This window comes from Nodosilinea sp. LEGE 07298 (assembly GCF_015207265.1).
Classification (GTDB): domain Bacteria; phylum Cyanobacteriota; class Cyanobacteriia; order Phormidesmidales; family Phormidesmidaceae; genus Nodosilinea.
Genome location: NZ_JADEXE010000028.1, coordinates 12751 through 39187, shown reverse-complemented (window position 1 = coordinate 39187; position 26437 = coordinate 12751). Strand labels below are relative to the sequence as shown.

Below are 26437 nucleotides of genomic sequence, written 5' to 3'. Positions count from 1 at the left end.
GAGCAGCGCCAACCAGGCCGCACAAATCCATGCTGCCCAGAGCTTTAAGGCCATCGAAGGCACCATTCGCACGTACACCAGCTACACCATGAATGCCTTCAAAGACATGGCCACCGCCAATGTCGAAAAAGTCACCCTGGAGTTCGGCCTGAAGGTCGGCGGAGAGGCAGGAGTTCCTTACGTTACTAAAGGCACCGCAGAGAGCAACCTAAAAATTACGGTTGAGTGCTCGTTCAAATAGCGCCTTGATGGGGATCAAGGCATTATCGTCACATTAACCGGGTTGCTCAGAGGAGGTGCCGTTTAGGCGGCTGACCTTAGAGCAACCCGGTTTTTTGCTGCCGCTGAAGGCTTAATTTAGGCTAAGGGGGCTCCCGATTGATGAACTTATCTCACCCTTGACTAAAGGACTAACATATATTTGTTGTGCCAATTCTTGGCCAATGTATAATAATTTGGTGATAAAGCTTGAGAAACAAGGGTTTTCATCAAATTCTTTCTTACCATCTTGTAGATTCTGGCCCTTGGTTTTGAGTTTTAGCCCTCCAAAAGACCAACTTGTCTCTACTCCATTCATGCTGGGGCTGCCTCTGCGGCATTTTGGGCCTGATGGCCAAGTCACTTTTCTTAGCCCGCTCTCGACAGTTCCTGAAAATCTGACTAACGACACCCACCACCACTACTAGGGAATGAGATTTTGCAGGGATTGACGAAGGAAAAGCCTATCTTAATCACCTGTTGTGCTGCCGGGGGAGCACTGGTTATTTTGACGTTGCTGGTGCGATCGGGCACGGGCCGATCACCATCGCTGCCGCCGCCGCCACCCAGCGCCGAAAGCTTGAATATTCAAACAGTGCCGGTACCGCCGCCCCCTACCGTGGGCCAAGAGCTACAGCAAGACCGCTTTGAGCGCGACCTGACCCGGCAGCAAGACTTAGTCAGCAGTTTGCAAGACGAACTGCGCGCCCAAAAGAACTTAGCCGATGACCTCAAGGCCCAGCTAGAGCGCCAGCAGGCCGAAACCGATGCCGTGCTTGAACAGCTAGACACCTACCAGACGGCGGTCGAAGAAATGACTTCCCAGCAGGTGCGGCTGATTGAGTCAATACCGCGCAACAATGAAACCCAGACTATGCTGCTCTGGGGCATTTTAGGCCTGTTTATGCTGCTGGTGCTGGGTGGGGGCACGGCCTTTGCCATTATTGCCCTATGGTTGATGCACATTCAGCGGCGCACGCATCAGCCGTCACCGATGGCGTACCCCATGCGCATGCCCCCCAGCCCCTACTACTACTACGAACGTCAGCCGCTGCCGCCGCCGGTGCAGCAACCCTACATACAGTACGATGTCAGACCCTACCAAGATTAATCTCATCGATTAATCTCACAAAGGCTAGACATGAGCTTGTAGAAGTTGGTCTATTGTCATGGTGTAGCTGTTTAAGGCGATCGCGATGACCCTGACCCAGGTTTGGGGTGCCTTTTTAATTTTTGTGCTGGCTCCGGTGGTGGGCGGGCTGCCCCTGACGGGATGGTCGACCCGGTTATTGTCGGGGCAGCAGCTGCGGCAGGTAGGCACAGGCAATGTGGGCGTGTCGGCGGCGTTTTACCACGGCGGTAAAGTGTCGGGCATTGCGGCGGTGCTGCTGGAGGCCGCTAAGGGCATTGGGGTAGTGCTGCTGGCCCGATACTACTTTCCGACCGAGCCGGTGTGGGAAATTATTGCCCTGATTGGGCTGGTGATGGGACGCTACTGGTTTGCAAAGGGGGCGGGCACCACCAACGTCGTATGGGGCATTGCGGTCTACGACTGGCCCACCGCACTGCTGACGCTTATTCTAAGTGGGCTGGGGTTTACGATTTTTCGCGAGCGTCGCCAAGGCAGATTGTTGTCGCTGGTGCTGCTACCGCTGATCACCGCTCTGCGGCATCAGGATGGGGCACTGGTGTTGGCGATGACCTGCCTCAGCGTACTGATTGCCTGGATCTATCAAAAACTGCCCGACGATTTAGATTTGCCCGACGACGAAGGACGATTGGAGTCTCGCACCATGTTTCGGTTTTTTCGCGGCGATCGCGGCCTGGTTGCCCTCGACCAACCCCTCGATGCCGCTAAATTTGGCCACAAAGCCGCCACTCTGGGCCAGCTGCGGGCCTGGGGCTACCCGGTACCGCGCGGCTACGTACTGCCCGCTGGGGATGACCCCACGGCGCTGCTGGCAATCGCAGAACCCTCTCCCACACAGCCCCTAGCGGTACGATCCTCCGCCCAGGATGAGGATACGGGCACCGCCTCGGCAGCTGGGATCTACCAATCGTTTTTGAATATTACCGACCAGGAGGGCCTGGCGGCGGCGATCGTGCGGGTCTTTTCGTCCTACAACGCCCCCCGAGCCAGGGAGTATCGGCAGAGCCGAGGGCTGCCCGAGCAGGGCCTAGCGGTGATCGTGCAACAGCAGGTTCAGGGGCTGTTTTCGGGGGTGGCCTTTAGCCGCGACCCGATCGCCCGCTGCGGTGATGCCGTGGTGATCGAAGCCCTGCCCGGTGGGGCCAACCAAGTGGTAGGAGGGCAGGTGACGCCCGAACAGTACCGAGTACTGGTGCAGCCCGACGATGTGCCGCCCCTGGCAGAGATTGCCGCCGCCGACTGGCAGATCTCCGATGCGCTGACGCTAGCGGTGGAGGGCGAGGGCCAAACCCCGTCGCGGCTGTTGCAGCAGGTGGCCTACCTGGCCCGCCACCTAGAGGGCCGCTACCAGGGCGTGCCCCAGGACATCGAGTGGACCTACGACGGCGAGACGCTGTGGCTGTTGCAGAGCCGCCCGATTACCACCCTGCACCCCCTGTGGACGCGCAAAATTGCCGCCGAGGTGATCCCCGGCACCATTCGACCGCTCACCTGGTCGATTAATCGGCCCCTGACCTGCGGCGTGTGGGGCGAGATTTTTACGGTGGTGCTGGGCGATCGCGCCCAAGGCCTCGACTTTGAAGCCACCGCCACCCTGCACCATGCCCATGCCTACTTTAACGCCACGCTGCTGGGGGATATTTTTCAGCGCATGGGTCTGCCGCCTGAGAGCCTAGAGTTTTTGACCCGAGGGGCAAAATTTAGCCGCCCTCCCATAGGGTCTACCCTGCGCAATCTGCCCGGTTTGCTGCGGCTGGTAGGCCGCGAACTCAAGCTGGAGCAGGAGTTTACCCAGGCAAATCGCGATCGCTTTAGCCCCGCCCTGGCATCCCTTGAGACTACTTCCAGAGACGCTTTGACCCCAGCGGAATTGCTCAGCCGCATTGAAACCGTGCTCGATCTGCTGAAGCCAGTCACCTACTACAACATTCTCGGCCCGCTGAGCTTTGCCCTGCGTCGCGCTCTGCTAAAAGTGCCAGAGGAACACGTAAGCCCGATGCAAAATGTTGAGATTGCGGCCCTAGACGCCCTGCGGGCGATCGCCCAAGACATTCGCCAGGTGCTCTCTGCTGGCGAGCTAAACCGCATTACCGATAGCTCATCGCTGATGACCGCTCTAGCCGAAAGCACCGACGGCGAAGCGCTGCTCAAGGAGATCGATCACTTTCTAGGCCAGTACGGCTACCTCAGTCCCGTTGGCACCGACATTGCTGTCGCCACCTGGCAAGAAAACCCCGGCCCCGTGCGCGAACTGCTGGCCCAGTTTGTCAAACAACCGCCTCCGCCTAAAACCACAACTGTGACCCCGACCGGGAAAGCCGCCCTGGTACAGCAACGGCTCGATCTCAAGGGGCAGGTGAATACCCTCTACAACCGCCTGCTGGCCGAGCTGCGCTGGAGCATTTTGGCCCTAGCCAACCAGTGGCAAGAACAGCGCCACCTGAAGGAACGAGACGACATTTTCTTTCTCACCCTAGAAGAAATTCAGGCCTTGGTGACGGGGAATGCCGCCCCTAACTGGGCGATGGTGCGGGGAAACATTAGCGATCGCAAAGCTCGGTATAACCAAGACAGACACCTACCCAATGTGCCCTACCTAGTGTTTGGCAATGAACCACCCAGCCGCGACCTACCCTTCATGCCGAGTGCGACGGTACAGCAGAAGCTCTCGGGCATTGGGGCCAGCGCGGGCATCATGGCTGGCCCAGTACTGGTGATGACCCACCTGGAGCCCGTTGCAACTGAGGGGCCGTTTATACTCGTTGTTCCCTATACCGACGCGGGCTGGGCACCCCTACTAGCTCGTGCCCAGGGACTGATTGCCGAAGTCGGCGGTCGCCTCTCCCATGGGGCCATCATTGCCAGAGAATACGGTATTCCAGCCGTCATGGATGTGACCAACGCCACCCAGCGCTTGCGCAGCGGTCAGTGGGTTCGAATCAATGGCGAAACCGGCACTGTAGAGGTGCTAGAGCCGCCTGCCAAGCAGCCGCCCACCCTTGAAGCAAGCCCAGACTAGGGCGACCCATACCCACAGCCCCTATACCTACCGACCGATGACAACTTGCCAACAACCGCTTGGCAAATCAGTACAATTGCACTATCTTTAATAATGCAATTGTACTATTGCAGGTTTCAGCTCCCTATTTTTTGCGGCTATGAATGGTCACCAAGGCGGGGTGCAAGCCCTGAGCTGGATTGTTGTGTTGAGCGTGAGCGTCGGCATTATGGCAGAGCTAAGTCAATCTACCCCCCAGGTCATTGCTGAAGAGCCTATGGCGGCAGAAGCTGCCCCTGCTAACCCCTGGGCCGGGGCCTCGTTTCCGCTCGAAAAATTTACGGCCTATACATCGCCCTTTGGCTACCGGCAGCACCCGATGGGAGGTCACCGCTTTCACTACGGACTAGACCTGGCCGCCCCTATGGGCAGCTACGTTCGCAGCTGGTGGGAGGGCAAGGTCATTCAAGTGTCAGACAACACCGCCTGCGGCACCTCGGCGATTATTCAATCGGGCAATTGGACCCACATTTACTGCCACATGGTGGGCCATATGGTAATCGAAAAAGAAGGCGGGCGCGTCCTGGTCGATCGCGATGGCGGCACAGAGCTGCGCCAGGGGCAAATTGTAACCTCTGGGCAGCGCATTGGTCGGGTGGGCATGACCGGCAGCACCACCGGGCCACACCTGCACTGGGGCCTCAAGTACGACGGGGTGTGGGTCGACCCGGCCTTGGTAATCAAAGCCGGATTCGACTATCAGCAGCTACAGACGGCGCAGGCCGTAAATTAGCCCCTGACAGACCTGGGTGAGAAACGCTAAATCTAGGGTTTTTAAGGTATCAGTGGGCTGGTGGTAGTGGGGGTTGCGCAGATCTGCGGTGTCGGTAATCAAAATCGCGGGGTAGCCCAAATCCCAGAAGGGTACGTGGTCGCTGCGCCGCGTATCTGGCACAATGCGGCCCTGGTTAACCACGGGCAGCCACTGGCTAGGCACCCCAGCCGCGCGAAAGCCGCGCCACAGCCGCACCATAGTAGGAATGCTCTGCCATGGCCCAATCTGAGCAATATAGCTGCCGCGATCGGGGTAAAAACGGTCCAACCCGGCTGGATACTGCTGGGAGTGGGGCTGGTGGCAGCAATAACCTAGCATTTCCAGCGACAGCATCAGTCCCAAGGGCTCGCCCTGTTCGTGTAAGGCTTGGGCGTAGTGGCCGCTGCCCACAAATCCCAATTCTTCAAGATCAAAGGCAACCAGGCGCAGGGGCGACTTGCCTGGTTTCTGAGCAAAAGCGCGAGCTAGCTCCAGCAATACCGCTACGCCGGTAGCGTTGTCGTCAGCCCCAGGAGAACCGGGCACCGAGTCATAGTGGGCACCAATCAGCAGGGGCGGACGGCGAGGGTTCTTTCCGGGCAGGTTTAAGATCCAGTTGGTATGTGACTGCCCCCGAAAGTCAAAGCTGTGGCTCGTTACCTTGCCCCAGCGCCCGAACTCCTGCTGAATGTACTGCTGCACAAAGAAGTGGTGGGCAGAGGCCAAAAACGGGTCGCGATCGCGCGCCACCCGCTCCAAATGAGCCAACAGTCGGGGTTGCAGGGCGGTATCGCTCAATGGATTCACCTAGGCGGGCTTTTGCAGACCTTTTGCGACTCCAGCCAGGTTTTTGCGGGGCAGCAGCCGCGTGGCTAGCGACAGCACTTTGTTGGTGGTGCCGTGCACGGCGGTACGCTGTCCCTTTTCCATCGCCTCGTAGGCATAAACAGCCACATCAGCAGCGGTGGGCAGTTTTTTGCCCTCAAACAGCTTCACATCGGTTGCGTCGGCCCGTTCCTGAAATTCAGACTGAGTGGGGCCAGGGCAGAGGGCAGTGGCGGTTACACCGGTGCCCTCCAGTTCTGCTGCGATCGCGTGGGTGAACGACAGCACGTAGGCTTTGCTGGCGTAGTACACCGCCATATAAGGCCCCGGCAGAAATGCGGCGGTCGAAGCCACATTGAGAATACGGCCCTGGCCCTCGGCAATCATTTTCGGCAGGTACAGCCGACTCAGGTGGGTGAGGGCAACAATATTGAGCTGGAGCATGGCGTTTTGCTTTTCCCAGCTCGATTCAACAAAGGAGGTTAAATCGCCAAAGCCGGCATTGTTGATCACAGCATAGGGGATAATGCCCTTAAACTCGGTCCAGTCAAAGAACTGCTGGCGGGTATCGGCATCGGTAAGGTCGCCCCGGTAGGTCCACACCAGAATGCCGTGGGCCGCTTCTAGCTCGGCCTTTAGCTCTAGCAGAAGCTCTTCGCGGCGGGCAATCAGCACCAGATCGTGGTGGTGGGCAGCGCAGACCTTGGCCAGCTCGTAGCCAATGCCGCTGGACGCACCGGTAATCAGAATTGGCTTTGCCATGGTTTGTCCCCGGAGTGAATTCGGCTTGATTCTAACGAATCGCGACAGGGGCCGTCCGATCGCGCCGCGATTGCATCTCCAGGTATATCAGCAGGGCATTGACGTCGGCAGGGTTGACGCCGCCGATGCGCGAGGCTTGACCAATAGTGAGCGGTTTGACTTGGGTTAGCTTTTCGCGCGCTTCTTTTGAAAGCGTGTCGATCGCCATGTAGTCGAGGGTTTCGGACAGCTTGCGGCCGGTATTTTTAGCTACCTGGTCAATCTGGTTTTGCTGCCGCTGAATGTAGCCTGAGTATTTGATATCGATCTCAGCCCCTTCTTTTTCGGCACGAATCAACTCAGGATTGTCCAGGCCGTAGCGTTCTAAATCAGCGTAGTGGAACCCCGGACGGCGCAGCAGGTCGGCCAGGGTAATTGAGCCTTTGATGCGCTGATCGGTATCGGCGGCAATCCGCTGCCCGAGTTCGTCGTGCTCCTTGACGCGGGTTTCGCTCAGCCGCTCTTTTTCGGCGGCAATGCTGGCGTATTTGCGGGTAAAGAGATCCCAGCGGCGATCGCCAATTAGCCCAATCTCGCGCCCCAGCGGGGTCAGGCGCTGGTCGGCATTGTCCGATCGCAGCAGCAGCCGGTACTCTGAGCGCGAGGTCAGCATCCGGTAGGGCTCCCGCAGATCCTTCGTACACAGATCATCCAGCAGCGTGCCAATGTAGCTCTGCTCCCGAGGAAACACCAGCATCTCCTGACCGCGCACCAGCCGGGCCGCATTCACCCCGGCCACAAAGCCCTGGGCCGCCGCTTCTTCATAGCCCGTGGTGCCGTTGACCTGACCAGCGCAAAACAGCCCGTCCACCCGCTTGGTCATCATGGTGGGGTAGCACTGGGTGGCGGGCAAGTAGTCATATTCCACGGCGTAGGCAGGCCGCAGCATAGCGCACTGTTCTAGCCCCGGCAGGGTGCGCAGCATGGCTAGCTGTAGCTTTTCGGGCAGCCCGGTCGAAAAACCCTGCACGTAGATTTCAGGAATGTCGCGTCCCTCCGGCTCCAGAAAGATCTGGTGGCTGTCTTTGTCGGCAAAGCGGACGATTTTGTCTTCGATGCTGGGGCAGTAGCGGGGGCCTTTGGAGTCAACCCAGCCGCCGTAGATCGGCGACAGGTGCAGGTTGTCGCGGATCAGCTGGTGAGTGGCGGCGGTAGTACGGGTGAGGTAGCAGGGCATTTGCTCGCGCTCGACCCACGCTTCGGGGTCAAAGCTGAACCACCGCACATCCTCGTCACCGGGCTGCGGCTCAAGCACACTAAATTTGATCGAGCGGCGATCGACTCGGGCCGGGGTACCGGTTTTCAGCCGCCCAGTTTCAAAACCTAGGCGGTTGAGGGTATCGGTCAGGCCAGTGGCGGCAAACTCCCCCGCTCGCCCCGCTGCCATCGATTTGTCGCCGATCCAAATCGTGCCACCCAAAAAGGTGCCGGTGGTCAAAATTACCGCTTTACACTTAAACGCCGTACCAAAGTAGGTTTCAACCCCTACCACTTCTTCATTGGCACCGAGCACCAGATCGGTCACCATACCCTCGCGAATCACCAGGTTTTCCTGGTTTTCGACGATGGTTTTCATCACAGCGGCGTATTCGCGCTTGTCGGTTTGCGCCCGCAGCGCCCACACAGCGGGGCCGCGCGAGTTGTTGAGCACGCGCTTTTGCAGGTAGGTGCGATCGGCCATTTTGCCAATTTCGCCCCCCAAAGCATCGACCTCATGGGTGAGCTGCGATTTGGCCGGGCCACCCACGGCGGGGTTGCAGGGCTGCCAGGCAATTTTGTCGAGGTTGAGGGTAATCATTAGCGTGCGGCAGCCTAGGCGCGCCGAGGCCAGGGCCGCCTCGCAGCCCGAGTGGCCACCACCGACGACCACAACATCGTATTCGTCGAGAAAATCAACGGAACCTGAAACACTCATGCCAGCTGCAAAACCACTACACCGCTCAACCTATCAATCTTAGCGGGCCATTTAGGTAATCAAGATCTAGAGCCTTGACCAGTCTGCGGAAGCGATCGTTGATCAACTCAGTAGGTAAGCCAGTCTACTAGCCCAGGCCTCGCTTTAGGGTGGCCGCGATCGCCGCCACCAGCTCATCCACCTCTGCCTCTAGCGTCAGGTAGTGGGTGCAGGCGCGCACGCAGTTGGGCGCTTGCAGGGTGCGTAGGTAAACCTGCTGGGTCTCCAGCTCATCGACCAGGCGCTTGTGCCAGGCCGGAGAAGGCTCGCCCTGCTCTAGCACCCAAAACGACACCAGGCCAGAATCGGGCGGGCTCTGTCGCACAGTGCGAATCTGGGGCAGGTCTTGCAGCTGCGACCATAGCCGCTGAGCGAGTTCCACCAGGCGCTGATAGCGCTGGGGGGCGCTGCCCCACTCAGCCTGGTAGGCGATCGCGGCCCGCAGCCCCGCCAGCAGCGGATAGTTTGACGTCGCCACCTCATAGCGCTGGCCACTGGGCTTCCAGCCGGTGGGGTTAGCGGCGGCATCGGTGGTAATGCCGCGCCAGCCAATAAAGGTGGGAGCCAGGTGCTCTCTAGCCTCGGGGCGCACGTACAGCCCGCCCAAACCAGCCGGACCGCACCACCACTTGTGGCCGGTAAAGGCATAAAAATCGACACCTGAACTGGGCAAATCGAGCGGCAGCGCACCCACCGACTGAGCCGCATCCACCAGCGTTAGCACCGGGTTAGGGCGATCGCGGCAGACCTGCACAATGCGCTCCAGGGGCAGCACCTGACCTGTATTCCAAAAAATATGGCTGATCACCAGCAGCCGGGTGTTGGGTTGCAGGTGATCAGCCACCACCGCCGCCGGATCGCCGCTACCATTGATGGTCTCAAGCAGCGGGCAGAGACTGTAGCTGACCCCAAAGCGGCGGCAAATTTCCTGCACCGCAGCAATAATGCCAGGATGCTCGCAGTCCGACAGCAGCATATGATCCCCTGCCTGCCAGTCAATGCCCCAGAGGGGAATGTTGCAGCCCACAGTGACATCTTCGGTGAGGGTAATGGTGTCGGCAGTGGTACCCAGTTCAGCCGCGATCGCCGCACGAGTTTGAGCCGCCTCAGCTGTTACCCACTGGTTCGCCGCTCCCGAAAATGGCCCCAATTTCTGCACCTGCCGATGGGCCGCAAAGATAGCATCTAGAGTCACTTGGGCCACCGGCCCTTGACCACCATAGTTAAAGTACCGTTTACCCACCAGGGCTGGCATCCCCTGACGGTGGATGATCAGGCTGTCGAGCACCGTAGAAGACGAAGAATGAATCACGCTGAAGACAGAATACGAGGTCCTCTAAACCCTATACCACCCGCGCCCGGTTAGCTGACGAATTGGCCCCAGCGAATGCGACAGCTACCCCGCCCTTTCCCCGGAATACCCCGATAGGGTATAACATGCTAAGGGTAAGCATAGGCACTGTATAGATCGTAATTTTGGGTGTCTTCTGGGCGTCCTGTAGGCTTAACTCCAAGCATGAACAGCAACTCGACACAGCGCCATACAGCTAGCGGTCAGCGACAGGGGTCGCTAGAGTTGGCTACGAAAAATTTCATGGCTGACTGGGGCAGCGACAACGCGTCACTTGGGCTTCAGCATCAGCCATACGTCTCTTTGTTCTCTAGTACTTGTCCCACAACTCGCTTTGTCTGCTAGCTACCCCCCGCCATCGCATTCGAGTTCAGGGGGTGGCCCGCAAAGTCCCCTGAGGTTGGCCGCTGACTTAGCAACGCCCCATTCTCAACAACTACTCATTCGCTGGCTCACCGATGATGTGCTGTTTCACTACCAGCGCTGTGGTCGGCGAGCCTTTCTAGATCTTTACGGCGATCGCGTCCAGCAAGACCGTCCCTCCGACTACCTGCTCAAGCTGCGCCAAGACAGCCTCGCCCACCGCGAACGGGTACTTGAAGACTACTACCCCCTCCACCGGCCCGACTTCCCCTCGGGCGACTGGGCTGCCGGGGCAAAAGCCACCCTAGATCTGATGGCGGACGGAGTAGAGGCCATTCGCCAGGGGGCGCTGGCCACCAACTCAGCGATAGACGGCGTGCAGCTTGTCAGCCAGCCCGATCTGCTGATCAAGCGGCCCGGTTGGTCGTGCTGGGGCGACTGGGTCTATGTACCCATCGACATCAAACTGGGCAAAAAGCCTAAGCTCGATTACCAGGTAGTGGCGGCCTACCACGCCTACGTGCTCTCGCGGGTGCAGGGGGTCTGGCCCGAAGCCAGCTGTCTGGCCCTGCGAGGGGGTCAGATGTACACTATCGATCTGGCGCGACTGGTACCCAAGCTGCAAACTGTGCTCAACGACTGCCTGATCGATCTGCGATCGCCCACCGCGCCAGAATTGTTTATTTCCCACAGTCGCTGCGACCTTTGCCACTGGTTTAACCACTGCTACACCGAGGCCCAGGCTACCCGCCACCTATCGCTGCTGCCTGGCGTTACCCCCGCCCGCTACGCGTTTCTTAAGCAGCACCACTTGACAACCGTTGCCGCCCTAGCCCAGGCCAGCCCTGCCCACCTGGCTCCCTTACCAGGGTTTGGCGAACAGGTCGCCGAAAAGCTGGTGCATCAGGCCCAGGCCTTAATTGACAATCAGGCCATCCCCCGCAGTGCGCCCTACGCTCCCCACGGCTTTCCGCTATGGCCCGAAGATTTGCCCGAAGGCGAGGTCGAGCTGTACTTTGACATCGAAGCCGCCCCCGACCAAAACTTAATCTATCTACATGGGGTGCTGGTGGTCAATCACCGCACTGGCGACACCAACTTCCATGCCCTGCTAGCCGAAAATCACCGCGAAGAGCGCCGCGCTTGGAACGATTTTCTCGATCTGGTGCATACCTATCCCCATGCTCCGGTCTATCATTTTTGCCCTTACGAGGCTCAGACCGTGCGCAAGCTAGGGCAGCTCTACGGCACACCCCACCGCCACACCGAGGCCCTCCTCGATCGCTTCTTTGACGTCCACAAGTGCATTACCGACGGCGTCACCCTGCCCATTGAAAGCTACGCCCTCAAGCACATTGCCCGCTGGATGGGCTTTGACTGGCGCGACGAGGGGGCCAACGGAGCGCAGTCGATCTGCTGGTATAACGCCTGGACCGAAACCGGCGATCGCAGCTACCTAGACGCCATTCTGCGCTACAACGAAGACGACTGCCGCGCCACCTATCACATTAAAGACTGGTTGGTAAAATTCGCCGAACCCTACTGGGACAGACTCTACCAAAACATCGGCTAGAGTCTGTCCCACATCTCCCCAGAGCTATGACATCTCGTCGAGAGACAGGAGCAATACTAGTGGCACTACTGAAGCACCGAGCTATGGGCACCCAAAATTTCGGCTAGACCCGGTACTGCCCCAGCCACATCGCCTTTGACCGACTTGCGCAGCTTATTGTAGGACGATCGCACTAGGCCGTTATCTGTTTTGGCAATTCGCCTATCGGTCACGCCCAAAATAACCTCAGCAGTTTGGGCCTGATTTTGGCTCAAGTGGGCCACCGGATCACCTGCCTGCAAGCCCTCAGCCCACATCGGTTCCAGCGCACCTACCACCTCCGGCAAAATGCGCCCAATGGCTCCCGGTATATAGCCCGATCCAGCGCTCTTCACCACGCCATAGGCCGCTTTGAGGGCCATACCGCCGAGACCACTCTTAGCCGCTACCTGGCGGTCGATTAATAGGGCGCAGTCATTGACAACGCTAGCTTGAAGAGACTGGTCGTTCAAAATATTGCTTAACCCCATAGCCATGCCTGTCTAAATAACAATTTTTGTATTCACTAAATTTTTCACGGCCCGCTACCCAAATCAGCATTTCCTGCCGCAGGTTTGAGATGGCTTAACAGATCTATAAACTTTAGCTAGAGAAGTCGGGGTTAGAAGCATCTAAGCCAACGCCATCTTAACCAAAGAACCGCACCGCCAATCCTCAGGCTAGCCCAGCTCGCTTAGATCAACGACCCAGGTTTGACCCTCTACTTCAACGCGATCGCCCGCTACCAGCTTGCGCCCACGCCGGGTTTCAACCTCGCCATTCACGTTCACCTCACCGTCTTGAATCATTAGCTTGGCCTGACCTCCTGTACCTACCACCTGCATCTGCTTCAAAAATTGGTCAAGCTTAATGTAGTCGATACTGGGCATAGCGTTATCCGAGGAATACTTAAATAACAGAGCAATAGAAAGTCTTTAACTCTAGAGGCGAAGCCACCCTTTACACTCGAAGTAAGGGCACTCAGAGTAAGAAGGGTGTTTATATCACTGCTACCAGTGGAGGAGCACGATGTTGAGCAATCACCAACTCCTGCAAGAGCTTAGACAGAAGCAAGAGCAGCTAGAGCGTTTTCGCCGCGCTGCCGGTCAGTCGATTCAGGCCCTGTTAGACCAGTACGACTGGGGCATTATCACGGGCGCAGGGCACGGTGGCTTGTCACTGGTGACCCTGCGCTTTGACCACCGTATCGCCCTTGACGACCCCTTTTTGCTGGCCCTAGCCGAAGAAGCCGAGCGTACCTGGGGGCCAGTAGATTTTGCCCTCTTCTCCGGGGAATCGCAAGATCCGGTACGAGTGCTGAGCCGCACGCTGCTCGATCGGCGGTGGCGGTGGCGTCAGTCAAGCCGCTAAGTCTATCTAAACCAATCAGCTTAGATCTAGAACACACACTTTAAAGATGAGCTACAGATCGCAGTAACCAATCAGCTCTGTACACCAAGTTCAGGAGTGAAGTTTTCCCACCGGCAGAACTCCACTCCTGAATCTGGCTAAGGTTTAATAGCTCAGCTTCAAGGCATTAACGGGCACGTCTTCCCAGGTTTCCACCGTGCGAATTTGAGCCACCCATCCGGCTGCCCTTTGCTCCTCGCTCAGGTTATCCTCAAACGAACGATGGCACGCTTGAGCCTGGTCCTCATCGATACAGGCAATGCAGGAGTAGATAATTCCTGACGGATCAATTTGTTCGTTGACCCAAATCATGCGCAGTTATGCCTCTAGAGAGTCTCAGCTGACTCTAGCATTCTTATCTACCCCAGGCTCAAGAAGCCGCCACTGGAGGTGCGCCTACGTTAACAACCGTTTGCCGCAGCTCCGCGATCGCCTGTAGCTGATAGTCGTTAACTTCCTGGAGTTTAGTCATCCCAACAGCCAGACCATCTAGCGACTGTCGCAGCCCATTCACGCTCTCCTGGGCCGGGTTAAGCAACTCTTCGCAAACCGCTAGCTTGCCCACGAGACCCGCCAAGTCGCGCTGCTGCTGGCGCAGATCGCTCTCAAAAGCCTCTACTTCGGTGCGCTGGGTTGCCAAAGCTGCCTCAGTGGCTTCAATATCTTGCTTAAACTGGCCAATCTCGTCTTGAATTTGCTTGACCGCAGTCTCTAGCGACTGAATGGTGTCTGTAGTTTGCTGGCGCTGAGCATCAATGGTGTTGAGCAGTGGCTCTAGGTCAACAGCGCTGACCGGCGTTTCTTCTACCGCTAAACCCTGACGCCGCCGCAACACAGCCTGATGCTGACTCAGTACCTCCTCGCGCTCCAGCAGGTTGCGCCGCTGACCCACCAACGTTTCGTTGAGCATTTGGGAACGGTCTTGCTCTTCTTCTAGCTCAGTCTCTAACTGCAGCCGCTCAAACTCATTAGCCTGCTCCATCCTGAGCTTGAGTTCATCGATCGCCTGCTGCTCCAGAGTTAGCTCTTCCTCCTGGTCAGAGACAAAGCGCGACATTTTCTCCAGGTCATTTTCTAGATCGCCCACCATAGTTTGAAGCTGGTCAAGATCCATCGCTTCCAGGGCTGCTACGTCTACTTTTTTGCTCAACCGTACTTTGTCGGTAGTGTTGAGCAGGTCGTAAATCTTCTGGTGTAGGTTTGCCTGAGCCTGTAGCGTATCCGATAAAGCCTGAATCTGGTCTTGATGAGCTTTCACCTCCTGCTGCCGCAGTTTCAGTCCTTCGCGTTTGGTCACCAGACTGGCTTCGGCCTGACGCCAGTTTGCCCAGCGCTGCTCTAGCTGGCTGGCCTGTTGGTCCAACTCCTGCTGGCGCTGCTCTAGGCCCTGGCGCTGGTTTTCGAGCGCCTGCCGATAATCTCCTAGCAACCCCTGGTGATAGTTCAGCCCGTCAGTAGCGTGGGTGAGAGGGTCACGCAGGGCTTCGATGGGCATCACCGCCTCAGTTAGGCGATTCAGGGCACCTTGCAGGGTGGCCACCTGGTCTGAGTCCAGCGCAGCAGAGCCCCCCTCAGCGCGCTGCTCTTCGAGACGGCGCATCTCGCCATTCAGGTGAGCCCAGGCCCCCTCTAAATCCGTATTTTTGCGATTGAGGGCTTCCTGCTGCTGCTCTAGGTTCTGCTGCAGCTGCTCTAGCTCCTGGCGCTGGGCATCAAGCTGTTCAAGGTCGACTTCGGCCTGCTCAATCTGCTCCTGCCGCGTCTCCAGCTCCAGTTCCCGGCGGTTTAGCTCCTGACTCTGAAAGGTGAGCGACTGCTTCCACTGCTCGATTTCTTCTTCCTGAGTCTTAGATTTTTTACTCAGGTTCGAAAAGTTTTGCAGAATGCTGGTTAGGGTGCGTCCAGCCTCATAGTGGCGTTGAATCTGCCGACTGCCGCTGACTTCTACCATCACCAGCGCACCAGCGTTGTATGAGGCGTCGTCAGGAGCCGTTAGAGATTCGTCTCCGGTTACAGCACTCCAGCTGTGCTCGCTGCGCTGGCAGGCAAGCAGCTTAAACTCGGGCTTGCCGCTGCCAATAAACCCGGTCTTTTTCTGGACTTCTGCTAGGTACAGCACGCTGGTGGTCCTCGTGGCTTATAACGTTACTCTAGGAAATTAAATCTGATGTAGTAATTTTAAAGACTCAGTAGAAAGATGGGGGAAATTATAAGAGCAGGTTTGGGGTAGAGAGGTAGCTGCCTGTCTACGTAAAACCTATTGGGGCTCAATTTAATGTGCTTCAACACACAATCAGAGAGTTCTGGGTCTATTTAGAACCCTACTTAAGGATTAAATTCACACCCCCGTCTGTCACCTATCCTAGCCTTACTCCGAGGTTCTCACTCTGAGGTTCTCAATAAATCTATGGCAGGCCCTGGTCGCAACGCCCTAGGCCTAGAAGGGGAGTAGTGTTTCCCTAGCGCTGAGGCTACCCAAAAGTGCTGACCTCTCAAATCTCCGACCTCTCAAATCATAGTGAACTGCGATCGCCCTCTAAGGGATATTAATAGGGATGTTAGTGCGGCTGCCAAAGCTAACTGGAATTTTAGCTAATTTTGGACCGGTAGAACCGCCCCGCCGGTCTAATAACCAACTTTAGCCAAGTGATACCCCGAGGAAAGACTTGCCCCTAAGATTCCCAAAAATCCTGCTGACAAGCAAGGAATAAGGAACGCTATCGGTAGAATATTCCTTAGCAAAGCGCTTTATACTAAGGACAAGCTTAAAAGCTCTAGTATCAGCCGTGCTCTGCCCTACTAGCTCTACGCGCCTCAACCAACCAGTGCGCCTTGATTTCTAAGCCTGCTCCGTCGACTTACCGCACCTTGCTCCTATCGACACAGGGTGCTGATTTGCCCTTGAGGCCAGACCTGTAGGACTTGAAGGTACGATCGGAATTCTGATTAGGGCATGCTGATCAAACTCACACGCTATGGCCTAGTCAGCCAGGTACCGTTCCCATCTTTGGGTTGCCTCATGCAGGGTTATCTGTCAGAAATCGATATTCGCAGCATTTTGCAGCTCATTGAACTAGGGCAGCGCACAGGTGAGCTATACCTGGAAAGCTACGGCAGTGGCAGCAATCAGCCCCTAGGGCAGCCCTTTGATGGGGCCTTAACAACCTCTGCCCCACCCTCGTGGCTAGTGTTTTTAGCCAATGGTCAGCTTGTTTACGCGGGTGCCACCGACAACAAACTCGATCGCCTGCGGGACCATCTGCACCGCTACGGCATTGACCAGTCGCTGCCCGACCCCAGCACCACCGCCGCGATCGCCGCCTTTAACTCCTTGGAATACGGCACCCTGTGGGCATTACTAGAGAAGCATCTAATTACCCCTGACCAGGGCCGCACTATTCTCGGCCACATGGTACACGAAACGCTGTTTGACCTACTCAGCCTGCACCACGGGGCCTTTGTATTTCAGCTCAGCTCAGCCCTCAGCCCCCAACTTATGACCCACACTATCAGCGATCTGATGGCGGGCATAACCCAGCAAATACAAACCTGGCATCAGCTGCACCCCCATCTACAATCGCCTGATCAGTGCCCAGTGTTGCTAGATCCAGATGCCTTTCGCGCCAGCGTATCCAGCCAGGTCTACCAGCGCATGGTCACCTGGATGGACGGCAAAACGTCGATTCGGCGCATTGCCCGCTATCTCAACCGTGATCTTCTCAGTGTCGCCCGCAGCCTGGTTCCCGCCATTCAGCAAGGCCAAATCAGCCTGATATACAGCCCCACCGAGGCAAGCTCTGCTCCCAGTACCCAGCGGCCTGGACCAGATCGCCTACCCCGTATTGTCTGCGTAGACGACAGTGCCACTGTTCGTCAAGCCGTAGAGCGTGTTCTCGATGGTCAAGGCTACGAGGCCACCTCTATTGGTAACCCTCTCAAAGCACTGGGGTTATTATTCCAGCTACAGCCCAACCTGATTCTCTGTGACATCACCATGCCAGAGCTCGACGGCTATGAGCTGTGCGCCATGCTCAGGCACTCCAGTGCCTTTCGTCAGACTCCCATCGTCATGCTCACGGGTAAAGACGGCTTTTTAGATCGGGTTAAAGCCAGAATGGTAGGGGCCACCGACTATCTGACCAAACCCTTTGGTCCTGATGAGCTGCTGGCCCTAGTCGAAAAGTATGTTGGCCCCGGTGACCTCAATCGACCTTGCCCCGACATGCTGCTGGCCGAAGCCATCGAAGACGAATTTGACATTGACTTTAGCCAAGCTTCCCTACCCCGGTAACATTCCTTAGTCTGAACAGGGTTTTTGCATCAATTCCGATAAGATTCGCCATAATCTAAACAACCGGGTTGATTAATTTATCTAAACCGACAGCATCTTCTGCATTTGAGGGTACTTTAGAGTCACAGGTTTGGAGGTTTTAGAAACTGCGTATAACGCGGTTAGCCTTCGCTCTAAGCCCTGAACGCCGGTAGTATAAGCCTCTGGCTACCGGTTGATCTCTGGCTATCCAGCAGGCCTTTTGAACCAACCTATGAGCACAGTTCTGGTGGTAGAAGACAGCGTTCCTCAGCGGGAAATGATTACCAAGCTCCTACGAGGTATTGGCTTCCAGGTCACCGTTGCCAACGATGGCATGGAAGCCCTAGAGCAAATGCAGAGTCAGCGCCCCGATATGGTTGTGCTCGACATCGTTATGCCCCGCATGAATGGCTATGAGCTATGTCGTCGCATTAAAGCTGATCCGTCTACCCAGAATGTGCCGGTGGTCATGTGTTCCTCTAAGGGTGAAGAGTTCGATCGCTACTGGGGCATGAAACAGGGCGCAGACGCCTATATCGCCAAGCCGTTTCAGCCCACTGAACTGGTAGGCACGGTCAAGCAACTCCTGAGAGCATAACGCTATGGGGCATTACTCAACGAGAGCAGAACAAGCACAGGCAACAAGAGGAATCACGTATTAACGGTGTTATGGTAGGCAATCCTGATTTTCTCACCCAGACTGGGCAAGACCAAGATCCAGAGCTGCAAGAGCTGGAAACACCTGATGGCGAACTATTCTTGCGGTTTTTTGTCACCGCTGAAGACGAGTTCGCGCTGCCCGCCACCGGCATTCGCCGCATTATTGAACAGCCTCCCGATCGCATTACTCCCATTCCCAACGTATCGCATCTGTTGCTGGGTACCCTAAACGAGCAGGGGCGGGTGGTGTGGGTGGCCGACCTGGGCCAATTTCTGGGGTATTCATCGGTGCTCAACACCGATCGCCCCGAGATCTCAGTCATCGCCATTGAGGATCAGGGAACTATGTTAGGCTTGGCCGTTAACCGAATTGTCGGCACCCGCTGGCTCAACCCTGATAAAACTCAGGCATCTGACACTAGCCCAGATACGATGGCACCCTTTTTGCGCGGTGAATGGGTCATCGACACTGAGGACAACAAAACCCTCAGGCTGCTCGACCACGTCGCTGTTATTCGTTCAGCCCGCTGGGCCACCTAGGCTTAGCGCATCCTTAACCCCCTTAGGACACTTGCACCGGCAGGAGAAGACCATGGCTTCAGGCATTGATTACTCTCAAGCCTATCAAAAGGCAGAAAGAGCTTACGTACAGGGCAACTACCCAGAGGCCGCATCGGTTATCGATCAGCTCGCTGCCGACTATCCCGAAGACCCTAGCGTACTGCTGCTACGAGGCCATATTTACTGCTATGGCTTGCAGCGCTACGAGGTGGCAGCCGCTCAGTACAGTGCAGTGCTCGATCTGACCTCTGAGCCAGAGTACGTCGACTACGCCAGTAACGGCCTCGACTACGCTAACCAGTTTGCCTCCGAAGCATCTGAGGCGTCTATAGGCTACGAAACGGATACTGGAGACACCTTCTTTGATGCGGGTGCCTCCCTATCAATGGATTTAGAAAGCGGTCTGGGGGCCACTGGTGCAGCAAGCGTATCGGACAGACATCTAGATTTAAGCGATATGAGCCTAGAGGACGACCTACCCAACTCAGTAGCAGCAGGTGCTAACTCCCTGGCTGATCCCTTTGCCACCGATCCTTTTAGCAGCGACGACCCCTTTGCGGCAAACCCCGGCGATACTAGCCCTAGCTTTGGAGTTGACTCTAATGGGAGCAGTTGGTTAGAAGGCCAGGAGAGCGTGGATGACATCACCTTTGATGATGATGATGCCTCGATTGATTCCTTCGAGGTGGGTGACTCCGACGATCCGTTTGGGTCTGCACCTGAAGGCTATGGTGACCCTTACAGCAATACAGGTCTAGCCGCCGCAAGCCCTAACGCAGATTGGCCTCCCGCCGATGACGGCGGCGATGATATGACGGTGTTTGCCCCCGAACCTGACTTGCTAAACGACGACCTCGATACCGCTGGTGATAGTCTCAATGGTGACTATGATATCTATGCTGACAACGGCTATACACCAGAACTAGAGGACAGCGCTCAACCCAGCAATAACGTCGACTTTTTAGACGAATTTAGCGATTTCGACGACCTAGGCAACCTACCCGATTTTGAGCTGTCTGACAGTTCAGCCGGGTTTACTACGCCATCAGTAGGCACCTCAGGGCTGACCTCCACCGATGACAACAGTGGCTACAGTAGCGGCACCTCGGCCTTCGATCTCAGCGATATTAACGATCAGGCCATCATTAGTGATGACGATATTTTTAGCATTGCCGGTGCCACCGACAGTCTGCCTGTCTTTACCCAAACCGATCATCAAGATGTCGAAGCGGTCTCCACAGAGCAAGACTGGCTGGGCTTTTTAGATAACGCTCCCCTACCAGGCAAAGAACTCATGGTGGCTGTAGCTGCCGGGGTAGCCTCAGCATTGGCCGTAGGCGTAATCAGCTTTGCGGCTTCTACCCTACAGTCAGAGCGACCAATGCCCAAAGTGGTGCATGCCGCTATGGCCTTGGCAGGCGGGGTCGCAGGATTTGGTGCAGCTATGGGGGCAGGGCATTTAGCCCATCGCCAGATAAAACGCAGCGTTGATGACCTACAGCACCAGTTTGACACTGTGATTCAGGGTAATTTATCAGCCCGAGCTACGGTGTTTACCGAAGACGAGTTTGGTCGGTTGGCCAGCAGCTTCAACAAAATGTCGCGGGTGATCTTAACGACGACCAGCGAGGCCCAGCGCAAGGCCCAGGAGCAAGAGCAGGCGAAGGAAGACCTGCAGCGCCAGGTGATTCGCCTACTCGATGACGTGGAAGGGGCGGCCCGGGGTGACCTGACTGTGCAGGCAGAGGTCACCGCCGACGTGCTGGGGGCCGTAGCCGACTCGTTTAACCTCACCATTCAAAACCTGCGGGAGATTGTGGAGCAGGTGAGTGTGGCGGCTCGTCAGGTCAGTAAGGGCTCGACCGAAAACGAGATTTTTGCCCGCAGCCTGTCGGCAGATGCGCTGCGTCAGGCCGAAGAGCTGGCGGTGACGCTGAACTCAGTACAGGTGATGACCGACTCGATTCAGCGGGTGGCAGAGAGCGCTCGCGAGGCGGAAGAAGTGGCGCGGACAGCATCGTCGACCGCGCTCAAGGGGGGCGAATCGGTGGAGCGCACGGTGGCGGGCATTCTGGAGATTCGCGAAACGGTGGCGGAAACCACACGCAAGGTGAAGCGACTGGCTGAGTCTTCCCAGGAGATTTCCAAGATCGTGGCGTTGATTTCGCAGATTGCTTCCCGGACCAACCTGCTGGCCCTCAATGCCAGTATTGAGGCGGCCCGAGCTGGGGAGGCGGGTCGCGGCTTCGCGATTGTGGCGGACGAGGTACGGCAGCTGGCCGACCGCGCGGCTAAAGCCTCGAAGGAAATTGAGCAGATCGTGCTGCAAATTCAGAGTGAGACTGGCGGGGTAATGACCGCCATGGAAGAGGGCACGCAGCAGGTAATCGAGGGCACTCGCCTGGCCGAACAGGCGAAGCGATCGCTGGAAGACATTATTCAGGTGTCGAACCGCATTGACGTACTGGTGCGATCGATTACCGCCGATACCGTAGAGCAAACCGAAACCTCGCGCGCGGTGGCCCAGGTTATGCAATCGGTAGAGTTGACGGCCCAGGAAACCTCTCAGGAGGCCCAGCGGGTGTCGGGGTCGCTGCAAAACCTGGTGGGGGTTGCCCGCGATCTGCTGACCTCGGTGGAGCGCTTTAAGGTGGAAAAAACGGATAGCTAGGTGCAGTTCAGCCCAACGGGAGTGAGCCAGTCAAGGTAGAAAAGCATTCAGAGGGGAATTGACATGTCGCCTGAAGATCAAAAACGCATCTTGGGGTACTTCATTGAAGAAGCCAAGGATCATCTCAATACTATCGAGCAGGGTTTGCTGAACCTGGCAGACACCGTCAACGACTCTGAGATGATGAACGAGGTGTTTCGGGCTGCTCACTCGGTCAAGGGTGGAGCCGCCATGCTGGGGCTGAACAGTATTCAGCGCACCAGCCACCGCATGGAAGACTTCTTTAAGGTGATGAAAGAGTCGCCCATGCGCCCCGATCGCGACATGGAAACTATGCTGCTGCAAATTTTTGATGGTTTGCAGGAGCAGCTAGAGCAGCTGCAAAGCCCTTTTGGTCTGACCAATGAGCAGGCCCAGGAAATTATGGCCCCGCTGGAGCCAATTTTTGCCCAGGCTGAAGCCCATCTGGAGGCACTGCTGGCGGCTGCCCCACCTGCGGTCCCTGCACCCGCCGCCCCGCGCCCAGCTGTAGTGGCCGCTACGGTTCATCCTGAAACCAGTGCGCTACAGCTGGTTTTTCGTAGCGACATTCCGGCTCTGCTGCGCGATATGCTGGCCGCCTTTAAACAGGCGGACGGCAACACCTCACGACAGGAATTGCGACGGCTATGTCAGCGGCTGCACAGCGTTGGCGAACAGTTTGAGCTTGCCCAGTGGTGTGCCCTAACTAGGGCAGTTGAGCGGGCGATCGCAAGCCCCGAGCAGACCTATCGAACCCTGGCTCCGGTAGTCATTAAAGACCTAAAGCAGGCCCAGGATCAGGTGCTGGTCGGAGCAAGCAACCAGGTAAAAGTCTCTGCGGCGCTGGAGGCCCTTTTACCCATCTCAGTGGCCATTGCAGAAGCCCAACCGGCTCTGAGCGACGACTCTACCCTCGACGCCCTGCTGGCGGAGGCGCTCAACGATGACTCGAACGAGCCTGACCTAGCCGATTTGTTTGCCGCCGCTGAAGAGGATAGTGGCGACAATCTGGCCTTGACCAATGCTGAGAATTGGCTAGACGATCTGGCCTTAGACTCGGCTGATAACATGACCGAAACTGGCCTGGAATCTGTTTTTGGTGTGATTGAGGCTCCTCTACCCACCGAACCAACCGTGCCTGATGCCGCCCATGGGAACATTGGTCCCGAGGTAGGAGCAGCAGAACTCAATAGCCTGGCTGACTTGTTTGAAGGGGCTCCCGACAGCCTGAGCGATCTGTGGGAGGAAGACGAACTAGGTGAGGTTTCCCTGGACGACCTCGATCTTGACGATGCCAGTGCAGTCGGCAGTTTAGATATGGAATTTGCCGATCTGCTGACTGATGATGGGAGCAATGACAAGGCCGATGACGGTGCTGAAAGCAGTGCCCTCGATGATATGGCTAGCCTATTTGGGTATGACCTTGATGCCGGGCCAGCTGCCACGCCAGAATCGACCACCCCAGAACCGGCCCTGGTGAGCGAACCGACTTCATTCGAGGAGAGCAGCACAGCTTTCTTAGATGACAACGATTCCAGTGACAACGATTTCAACGACAACGACCCCTTTGCAGATTTACTAATCGCCACCGCCGAGCCAAAGTCTGGCCCCAGCGCTGACCCAAACTTTGGTGTAGAGGATGCGGTAGTCAGTCCTGCCGAAGTAGAGATCTCAACTGATCCCTTCAACTTTCTTGACAACGACCCTTTGTCGACAACCGCCGCCGCGATCGATACACCCCTGGATAATTACGACTTTTTTGAGGTCGAGGATCCCGACAGCGCCGCCGCTATCCATGATGAGGTAGAAGAGGTCGATAGTTTTTTCGGCGCTGATGATGATTTCATCGAAGACGACGATGCTCACACCATGCCTGAGCTAAACCTCGAACTCGATAATGCAGGTAACGGTGCCACCAGCCATGATAATGGGTTGTTTGGCAATGCTAGAACGGAGCTGTCATTCCCCGATCGCGCGACGGCTAGCCCGGCGACAGCTGAAGTCGGTAACCTCTTTGAGGAATCTGAAGCTGTTTTAGACGATCCGTTCGACGATCCATTTAGCGAATTGAGCTTTGACGACGACGACTCAAGTCTGGCCTTTGATGACCCCTTCAGTCATGAGCCAGAGCAGGATCTAACGGCAACCCAAGCCGATACTGGCTTTGACGCCCCCCTAGAGGAGGCGGAAGATAGTGATTTAGATAGCACCAATTTAGAGGGTGCGGCTCCTGAAGCTACCGTAGCCGAGCCGACGGACGAGGACGACGGCTTTGCCGATTTAGAAAGTCTGCTGGACGACGGGGGTACAGAGGCCAGTTTCTTTAGTGACCTAGGAGATGGTTGGGACAATGAGCTAGAACAGCCTGGCGAGTTCCTCGACTCAGAGTCGGTTAGTGAGAGCCGCAACGGCGATACGGCCTCTAGCGCAGCCCCTATGATGGCCAGTCAGGGCTTCGATGACACCGACTTTGACGATTTGGAAGCCCTGCTAGGCGAGGAGACTCAAGATTACAGTCCCGAAACCATTGACCGACCAGGTACCTCACCAAGTGCGCCTAATCTGACCGCCAGCGATCGCCGTTTTGACGGTAATGATAATGATGAGTTTGACGATCTCGAAAAGCTTTTAGAAGAAGCCGACCAACTGGGTGGGTCGGCCCCGGCTTTGGGCAGCCGTCGCGCTGCCTCAGCCCAGGTGTCGCGACGATCGCCACGGCGGGCGGCAGGCACCGCCGATCAAACCATGCGGGTTTCAGTGGGCCACCTAGATACTCTCAGCAACCTGGTGGGGGAACTGGTGGTCAACCGCAACTCCCTGGAGCAAGACCAGGAGCGGCTGCGGCAGTTTCTCGACAACTTGCTCAACCAGGTGTCGCAGCTCAACGACGTGGGCCAGCGCATGCGCGACCTGTACGAGCGATCGCTGCTCGAAAGCTCCCTGATTGCCAACCGTCAGGCCTTTGCCCTGGGGGTTTCATCCTCTGACCGGGGGGGCGGACATGCCACCGGAGCCACCTTCGATGCCCTGGAGATGGACCGCTTTACCGGCTTCCACACCCTCTCCCAGGAGATGATCGAGCTGATCGTGCGGGTGCGGGAGGCGTCCTCTGACATTGAGTTCACCATCGACTCCACCGACCAGATCGCCCGCCAGTTTCGCCAGGTAACCACTCAACTACAGGAGGGCCTCAACAAGGCCCGTATGGTGCCCTTTGGCCAAACCGCCGATCGCCTGCCCCGAGCCGTACGAGATATTTCACTAAAGTGCGGCAAAGAGGCCCAGCTAGTGGTCGAAGGGCGCGACACCCTGATCGACAAAATGATCTTAGAGCGTCTCTACGACCCCATGACCCACCTGGTCAACAACGCCATTACCCACGGCATTGAGTCGCCCGAAGAGCGACTGGCCAATGGCAAAGGCCGTGAGGGCACAATTACCGTGCGCGCCTTTTACCAGGGCAACCAGACCGTAATCTACATCGCCGACAACGGTGGCGGCATCAACCCGGCGGTGGTGAAGGCCAAGGCGCTCAAACAGGGGCTGATTACCCCCGACGAGGCCCAAACCATGAGCGAAATTGAGGTCTACGACCTGCTGTTTTTGCCGGGCTTTAGCACCCGCGACCAGGCCGACGACTTCTCCGGGCGCGGCGTGGGTATGGACGTGGTGCGTACTGCCCTGTCCGACATTCGGGGCTCGATTACGATTGAGTCTGAGGTAGGCAAAGGCACCAGTTTTACCATTCGTCTGCCCCTCACCCTCAGCATTACCAAGGCGCTCAGCTGCGTCAACAACCAGGCTCGCATCGCCTTCCCCATGGACGGGGTGGAAGACATGTTTGATGTGCCCAAAGAGCGGATTCAAACCGATGACCAGGGGCACTCCTGCATTCTCTGGCGCGATACGCTGTTGCCCTTCCGTCCGCTGGGCGAGCTGCTGCGCTTTAACCGCAGCCTGGGCCGGGGCCGGGTCTACGGCGGCCCTCAAGACGAAGACGTGGTCTCGATGGTGGTGCTACGCAGCGCCAGTACGTTTATTGCCCTGCAGGTTGACCAGGTGATTGGTGAGCAGGAGATTGTGATTAAGCAGCTGGAGGGGCCAGTGCCCAAACCCATCGGCATCGCCGGGGCCACGGTGCTGGGCGACGGGCGGGTCATGCCGATTGCCGATGTGCTGGAGCTGATCGACCTGGCCAGCGGTCGCCTGCGCCGCGACGCTTCGACCTCGCTGTGGACCCAGACGGTGGATGAAGAACCCGTTGAGGCCGTGATTCACACCGATCCAACGGTGCTAATCGTGGACGACTCGATTACCGTTCGCGAACTGCTGTCGATGAGCTTCAACAAAGTGGGCTACCGGGTCGAGCAGGCCCGCGACGGTCAGGAAGCCTGGGAAAAACTGCGCTCTGGCTTGCCCTGCGACCTGGTCTTCTGCGACATTGAAATGCCCCGCATGGACGGCCTGGAATTGCTCTCTCGCATGCAAAAAGATAGCGACCTTAGCCAGGTGCCGATCGCAATGTTGACCTCGCGAGGGGCCGATCGCCACCGGCAGATGGCCATAGATCTGGGTGCCAAGGGCTACTTTACCAAGCCCTACCTGGAAGAAATGCTGCTGGATGCCGCCCAGCGCATGCTCAAGGGCGAGAACATGATTCGGCGAAAGACTGAGGAGCCTGCATCTTGAGTACTCAA

General features: G+C 57.1%; 19 protein-coding genes. 11 read left to right on the top strand and 8 right to left on the bottom strand.

Annotated elements, in window-relative coordinates:
* The 4 genes from IQ273_RS06160 to IQ273_RS06145 all read left to right on the top strand — a co-directional run.
* On the top strand, positions 1–241 hold a 241-nt coding region (locus IQ273_RS06160), incomplete at its 5' end, for a CU044_2847 family protein (protein ID WP_278000533.1).
* Positions 242–697: 456 nt separating this feature from the next.
* Positions 698–1369 (top strand): hypothetical protein, encoded by a 672-nt coding sequence (locus IQ273_RS06155; protein WP_194022292.1) that lies wholly within the window; start codon positions 698–700, stop codon positions 1367–1369.
* A gap of 85 nt (positions 1370–1454) precedes the next feature.
* Positions 1455–4427: a glycerol-3-phosphate acyltransferase gene (locus IQ273_RS06150; protein WP_194022291.1), complete on the top strand. Its 2973-nt coding sequence runs from the start codon at positions 1455–1457 to the stop codon at positions 4425–4427.
* Between the two features lie 139 nt (positions 4428–4566).
* Positions 4567–5199 carry a M23 family metallopeptidase gene (locus IQ273_RS06145; protein ID WP_194022290.1) on the top strand — a complete coding sequence of 211 codons (633 nt, stop codon included), beginning with the start codon at positions 4567–4569 and terminating at the stop codon, positions 5197–5199.
* Here the strand turns inward: IQ273_RS06145 and IQ273_RS06140 are convergent.
* From IQ273_RS06140 to IQ273_RS06125, 4 genes are all read right to left on the bottom strand, one after another.
* On the bottom strand, positions 5173–6027 hold the full coding sequence (locus IQ273_RS06140; protein WP_194022289.1) for a M28 family peptidase: 855 nt from the start codon (positions 6025–6027) through the stop codon (positions 5173–5175). The two genes, IQ273_RS06145 and IQ273_RS06140, sit on opposite strands and share 27 nt — an antisense overlap.
* Positions 6028–6807 carry an SDR family oxidoreductase gene (locus tag IQ273_RS06135; RefSeq protein WP_194022288.1) on the bottom strand — a complete coding sequence of 260 codons (780 nt, stop codon included), beginning with the start codon at positions 6805–6807 and terminating at the stop codon, positions 6028–6030.
* Positions 6808–6838: 31 nt separating this feature from the next.
* Positions 6839–8761, bottom strand: coding sequence for a tRNA uridine-5-carboxymethylaminomethyl(34) synthesis enzyme MnmG (gene mnmG / locus IQ273_RS06130; protein WP_194022287.1), 1923 nt, complete (start codon positions 8759–8761; stop codon positions 6839–6841).
* A gap of 127 nt (positions 8762–8888) precedes the next feature.
* Positions 8889–10055, bottom strand: coding sequence for an aminotransferase class V-fold PLP-dependent enzyme (locus IQ273_RS06125; protein ID WP_194022295.1), 1167 nt, complete (start codon positions 10053–10055; stop codon positions 8889–8891).
* Positions 10056–10551: 496 nt separating this feature from the next.
* Between IQ273_RS06125 and IQ273_RS06120 the strand changes: the two genes are divergently transcribed.
* Positions 10552–12087: a TM0106 family RecB-like putative nuclease gene (locus IQ273_RS06120; RefSeq protein ID WP_228052432.1), complete on the top strand. Its 1536-nt coding sequence runs from the start codon at positions 10552–10554 to the stop codon at positions 12085–12087.
* Positions 12088–12152: 65 nt separating this feature from the next.
* Here the strand turns inward: IQ273_RS06120 and IQ273_RS06115 are convergent, their stop codons facing one another.
* Both IQ273_RS06115 and yaaA read right to left on the bottom strand, forming a co-directional pair.
* Positions 12153–12602: a DUF6918 family protein gene (locus tag IQ273_RS06115; RefSeq protein ID WP_228052430.1), complete on the bottom strand. Its 450-nt coding sequence runs from the start codon at positions 12600–12602 to the stop codon at positions 12153–12155.
* 183 nt (positions 12603–12785) lie between these two features.
* Positions 12786–12995 carry a S4 domain-containing protein YaaA gene (yaaA, locus tag IQ273_RS06110; protein ID WP_194022285.1) on the bottom strand — a complete coding sequence of 70 codons (210 nt, stop codon included), beginning with the start codon at positions 12993–12995 and terminating at the stop codon, positions 12786–12788.
* A 139-nt stretch (positions 12996–13134) separates the two neighbouring features.
* On the opposite strand from yaaA, the gene IQ273_RS06105 reads away from it, so the two are divergent.
* Positions 13135–13476, top strand: a complete 342-nt coding sequence (locus tag IQ273_RS06105) for a hypothetical protein (RefSeq protein ID WP_194022284.1) — start codon at positions 13135–13137, stop codon at positions 13474–13476.
* 144 nt (positions 13477–13620) lie between these two features.
* On the opposite strand, the gene IQ273_RS06100 is transcribed toward IQ273_RS06105, so the two are convergent.
* Positions 13621–13827 carry a glycogen debranching protein gene (locus tag IQ273_RS06100; RefSeq protein WP_194022283.1) on the bottom strand — a complete coding sequence of 69 codons (207 nt, stop codon included), beginning with the start codon at positions 13825–13827 and terminating at the stop codon, positions 13621–13623.
* 58 nt (positions 13828–13885) lie between these two features.
* Positions 13886–15634 carry a pilus motility taxis protein HmpF gene (hmpF, locus tag IQ273_RS06095; RefSeq protein WP_194022282.1) on the bottom strand — a complete coding sequence of 583 codons (1749 nt, stop codon included), beginning with the start codon at positions 15632–15634 and terminating at the stop codon, positions 13886–13888.
* A 900-nt stretch (positions 15635–16534) separates the two neighbouring features.
* Between hmpF and IQ273_RS06090 the strand changes: the two genes are divergently transcribed.
* The 5 genes from IQ273_RS06090 to IQ273_RS06070 all read left to right on the top strand — a co-directional run bounded on the left by IQ273_RS06090 (position 16535) and on the right by IQ273_RS06070 (position 26429).
* The gene (locus IQ273_RS06090) at positions 16535–17806 is read left to right on the top strand and encodes a response regulator (protein ID WP_194022293.1); all 1272 of its coding nucleotides are present in this window, start codon (positions 16535–16537) and stop codon (positions 17804–17806) included.
* Between the two features lie 253 nt (positions 17807–18059).
* A complete protein-coding gene (locus IQ273_RS06085; RefSeq protein ID WP_194022281.1) occupies positions 18060–18425 on the top strand; it encodes a response regulator transcription factor in 366 nt (121 codons plus the stop codon).
* A 71-nt stretch (positions 18426–18496) separates the two neighbouring features.
* On the top strand, positions 18497–19027 hold the full coding sequence (locus IQ273_RS06080) for a chemotaxis protein CheW (RefSeq protein WP_194022280.1): 531 nt from the start codon (positions 18497–18499) through the stop codon (positions 19025–19027).
* Positions 19028–19079: 52 nt separating this feature from the next.
* Complete coding sequence (locus IQ273_RS06075; RefSeq protein ID WP_194022279.1) at positions 19080–21719, top strand: HAMP domain-containing methyl-accepting chemotaxis protein; 2640 nt, start codon at positions 19080–19082, stop codon at positions 21717–21719.
* Positions 21720–21782: 63 nt separating this feature from the next.
* Positions 21783–26429 carry a response regulator gene (locus tag IQ273_RS06070; protein ID WP_194022278.1) on the top strand — a complete coding sequence of 1549 codons (4647 nt, stop codon included), beginning with the start codon at positions 21783–21785 and terminating at the stop codon, positions 26427–26429.
* Positions 26430–26437 lie beyond the last annotated feature (8 nt).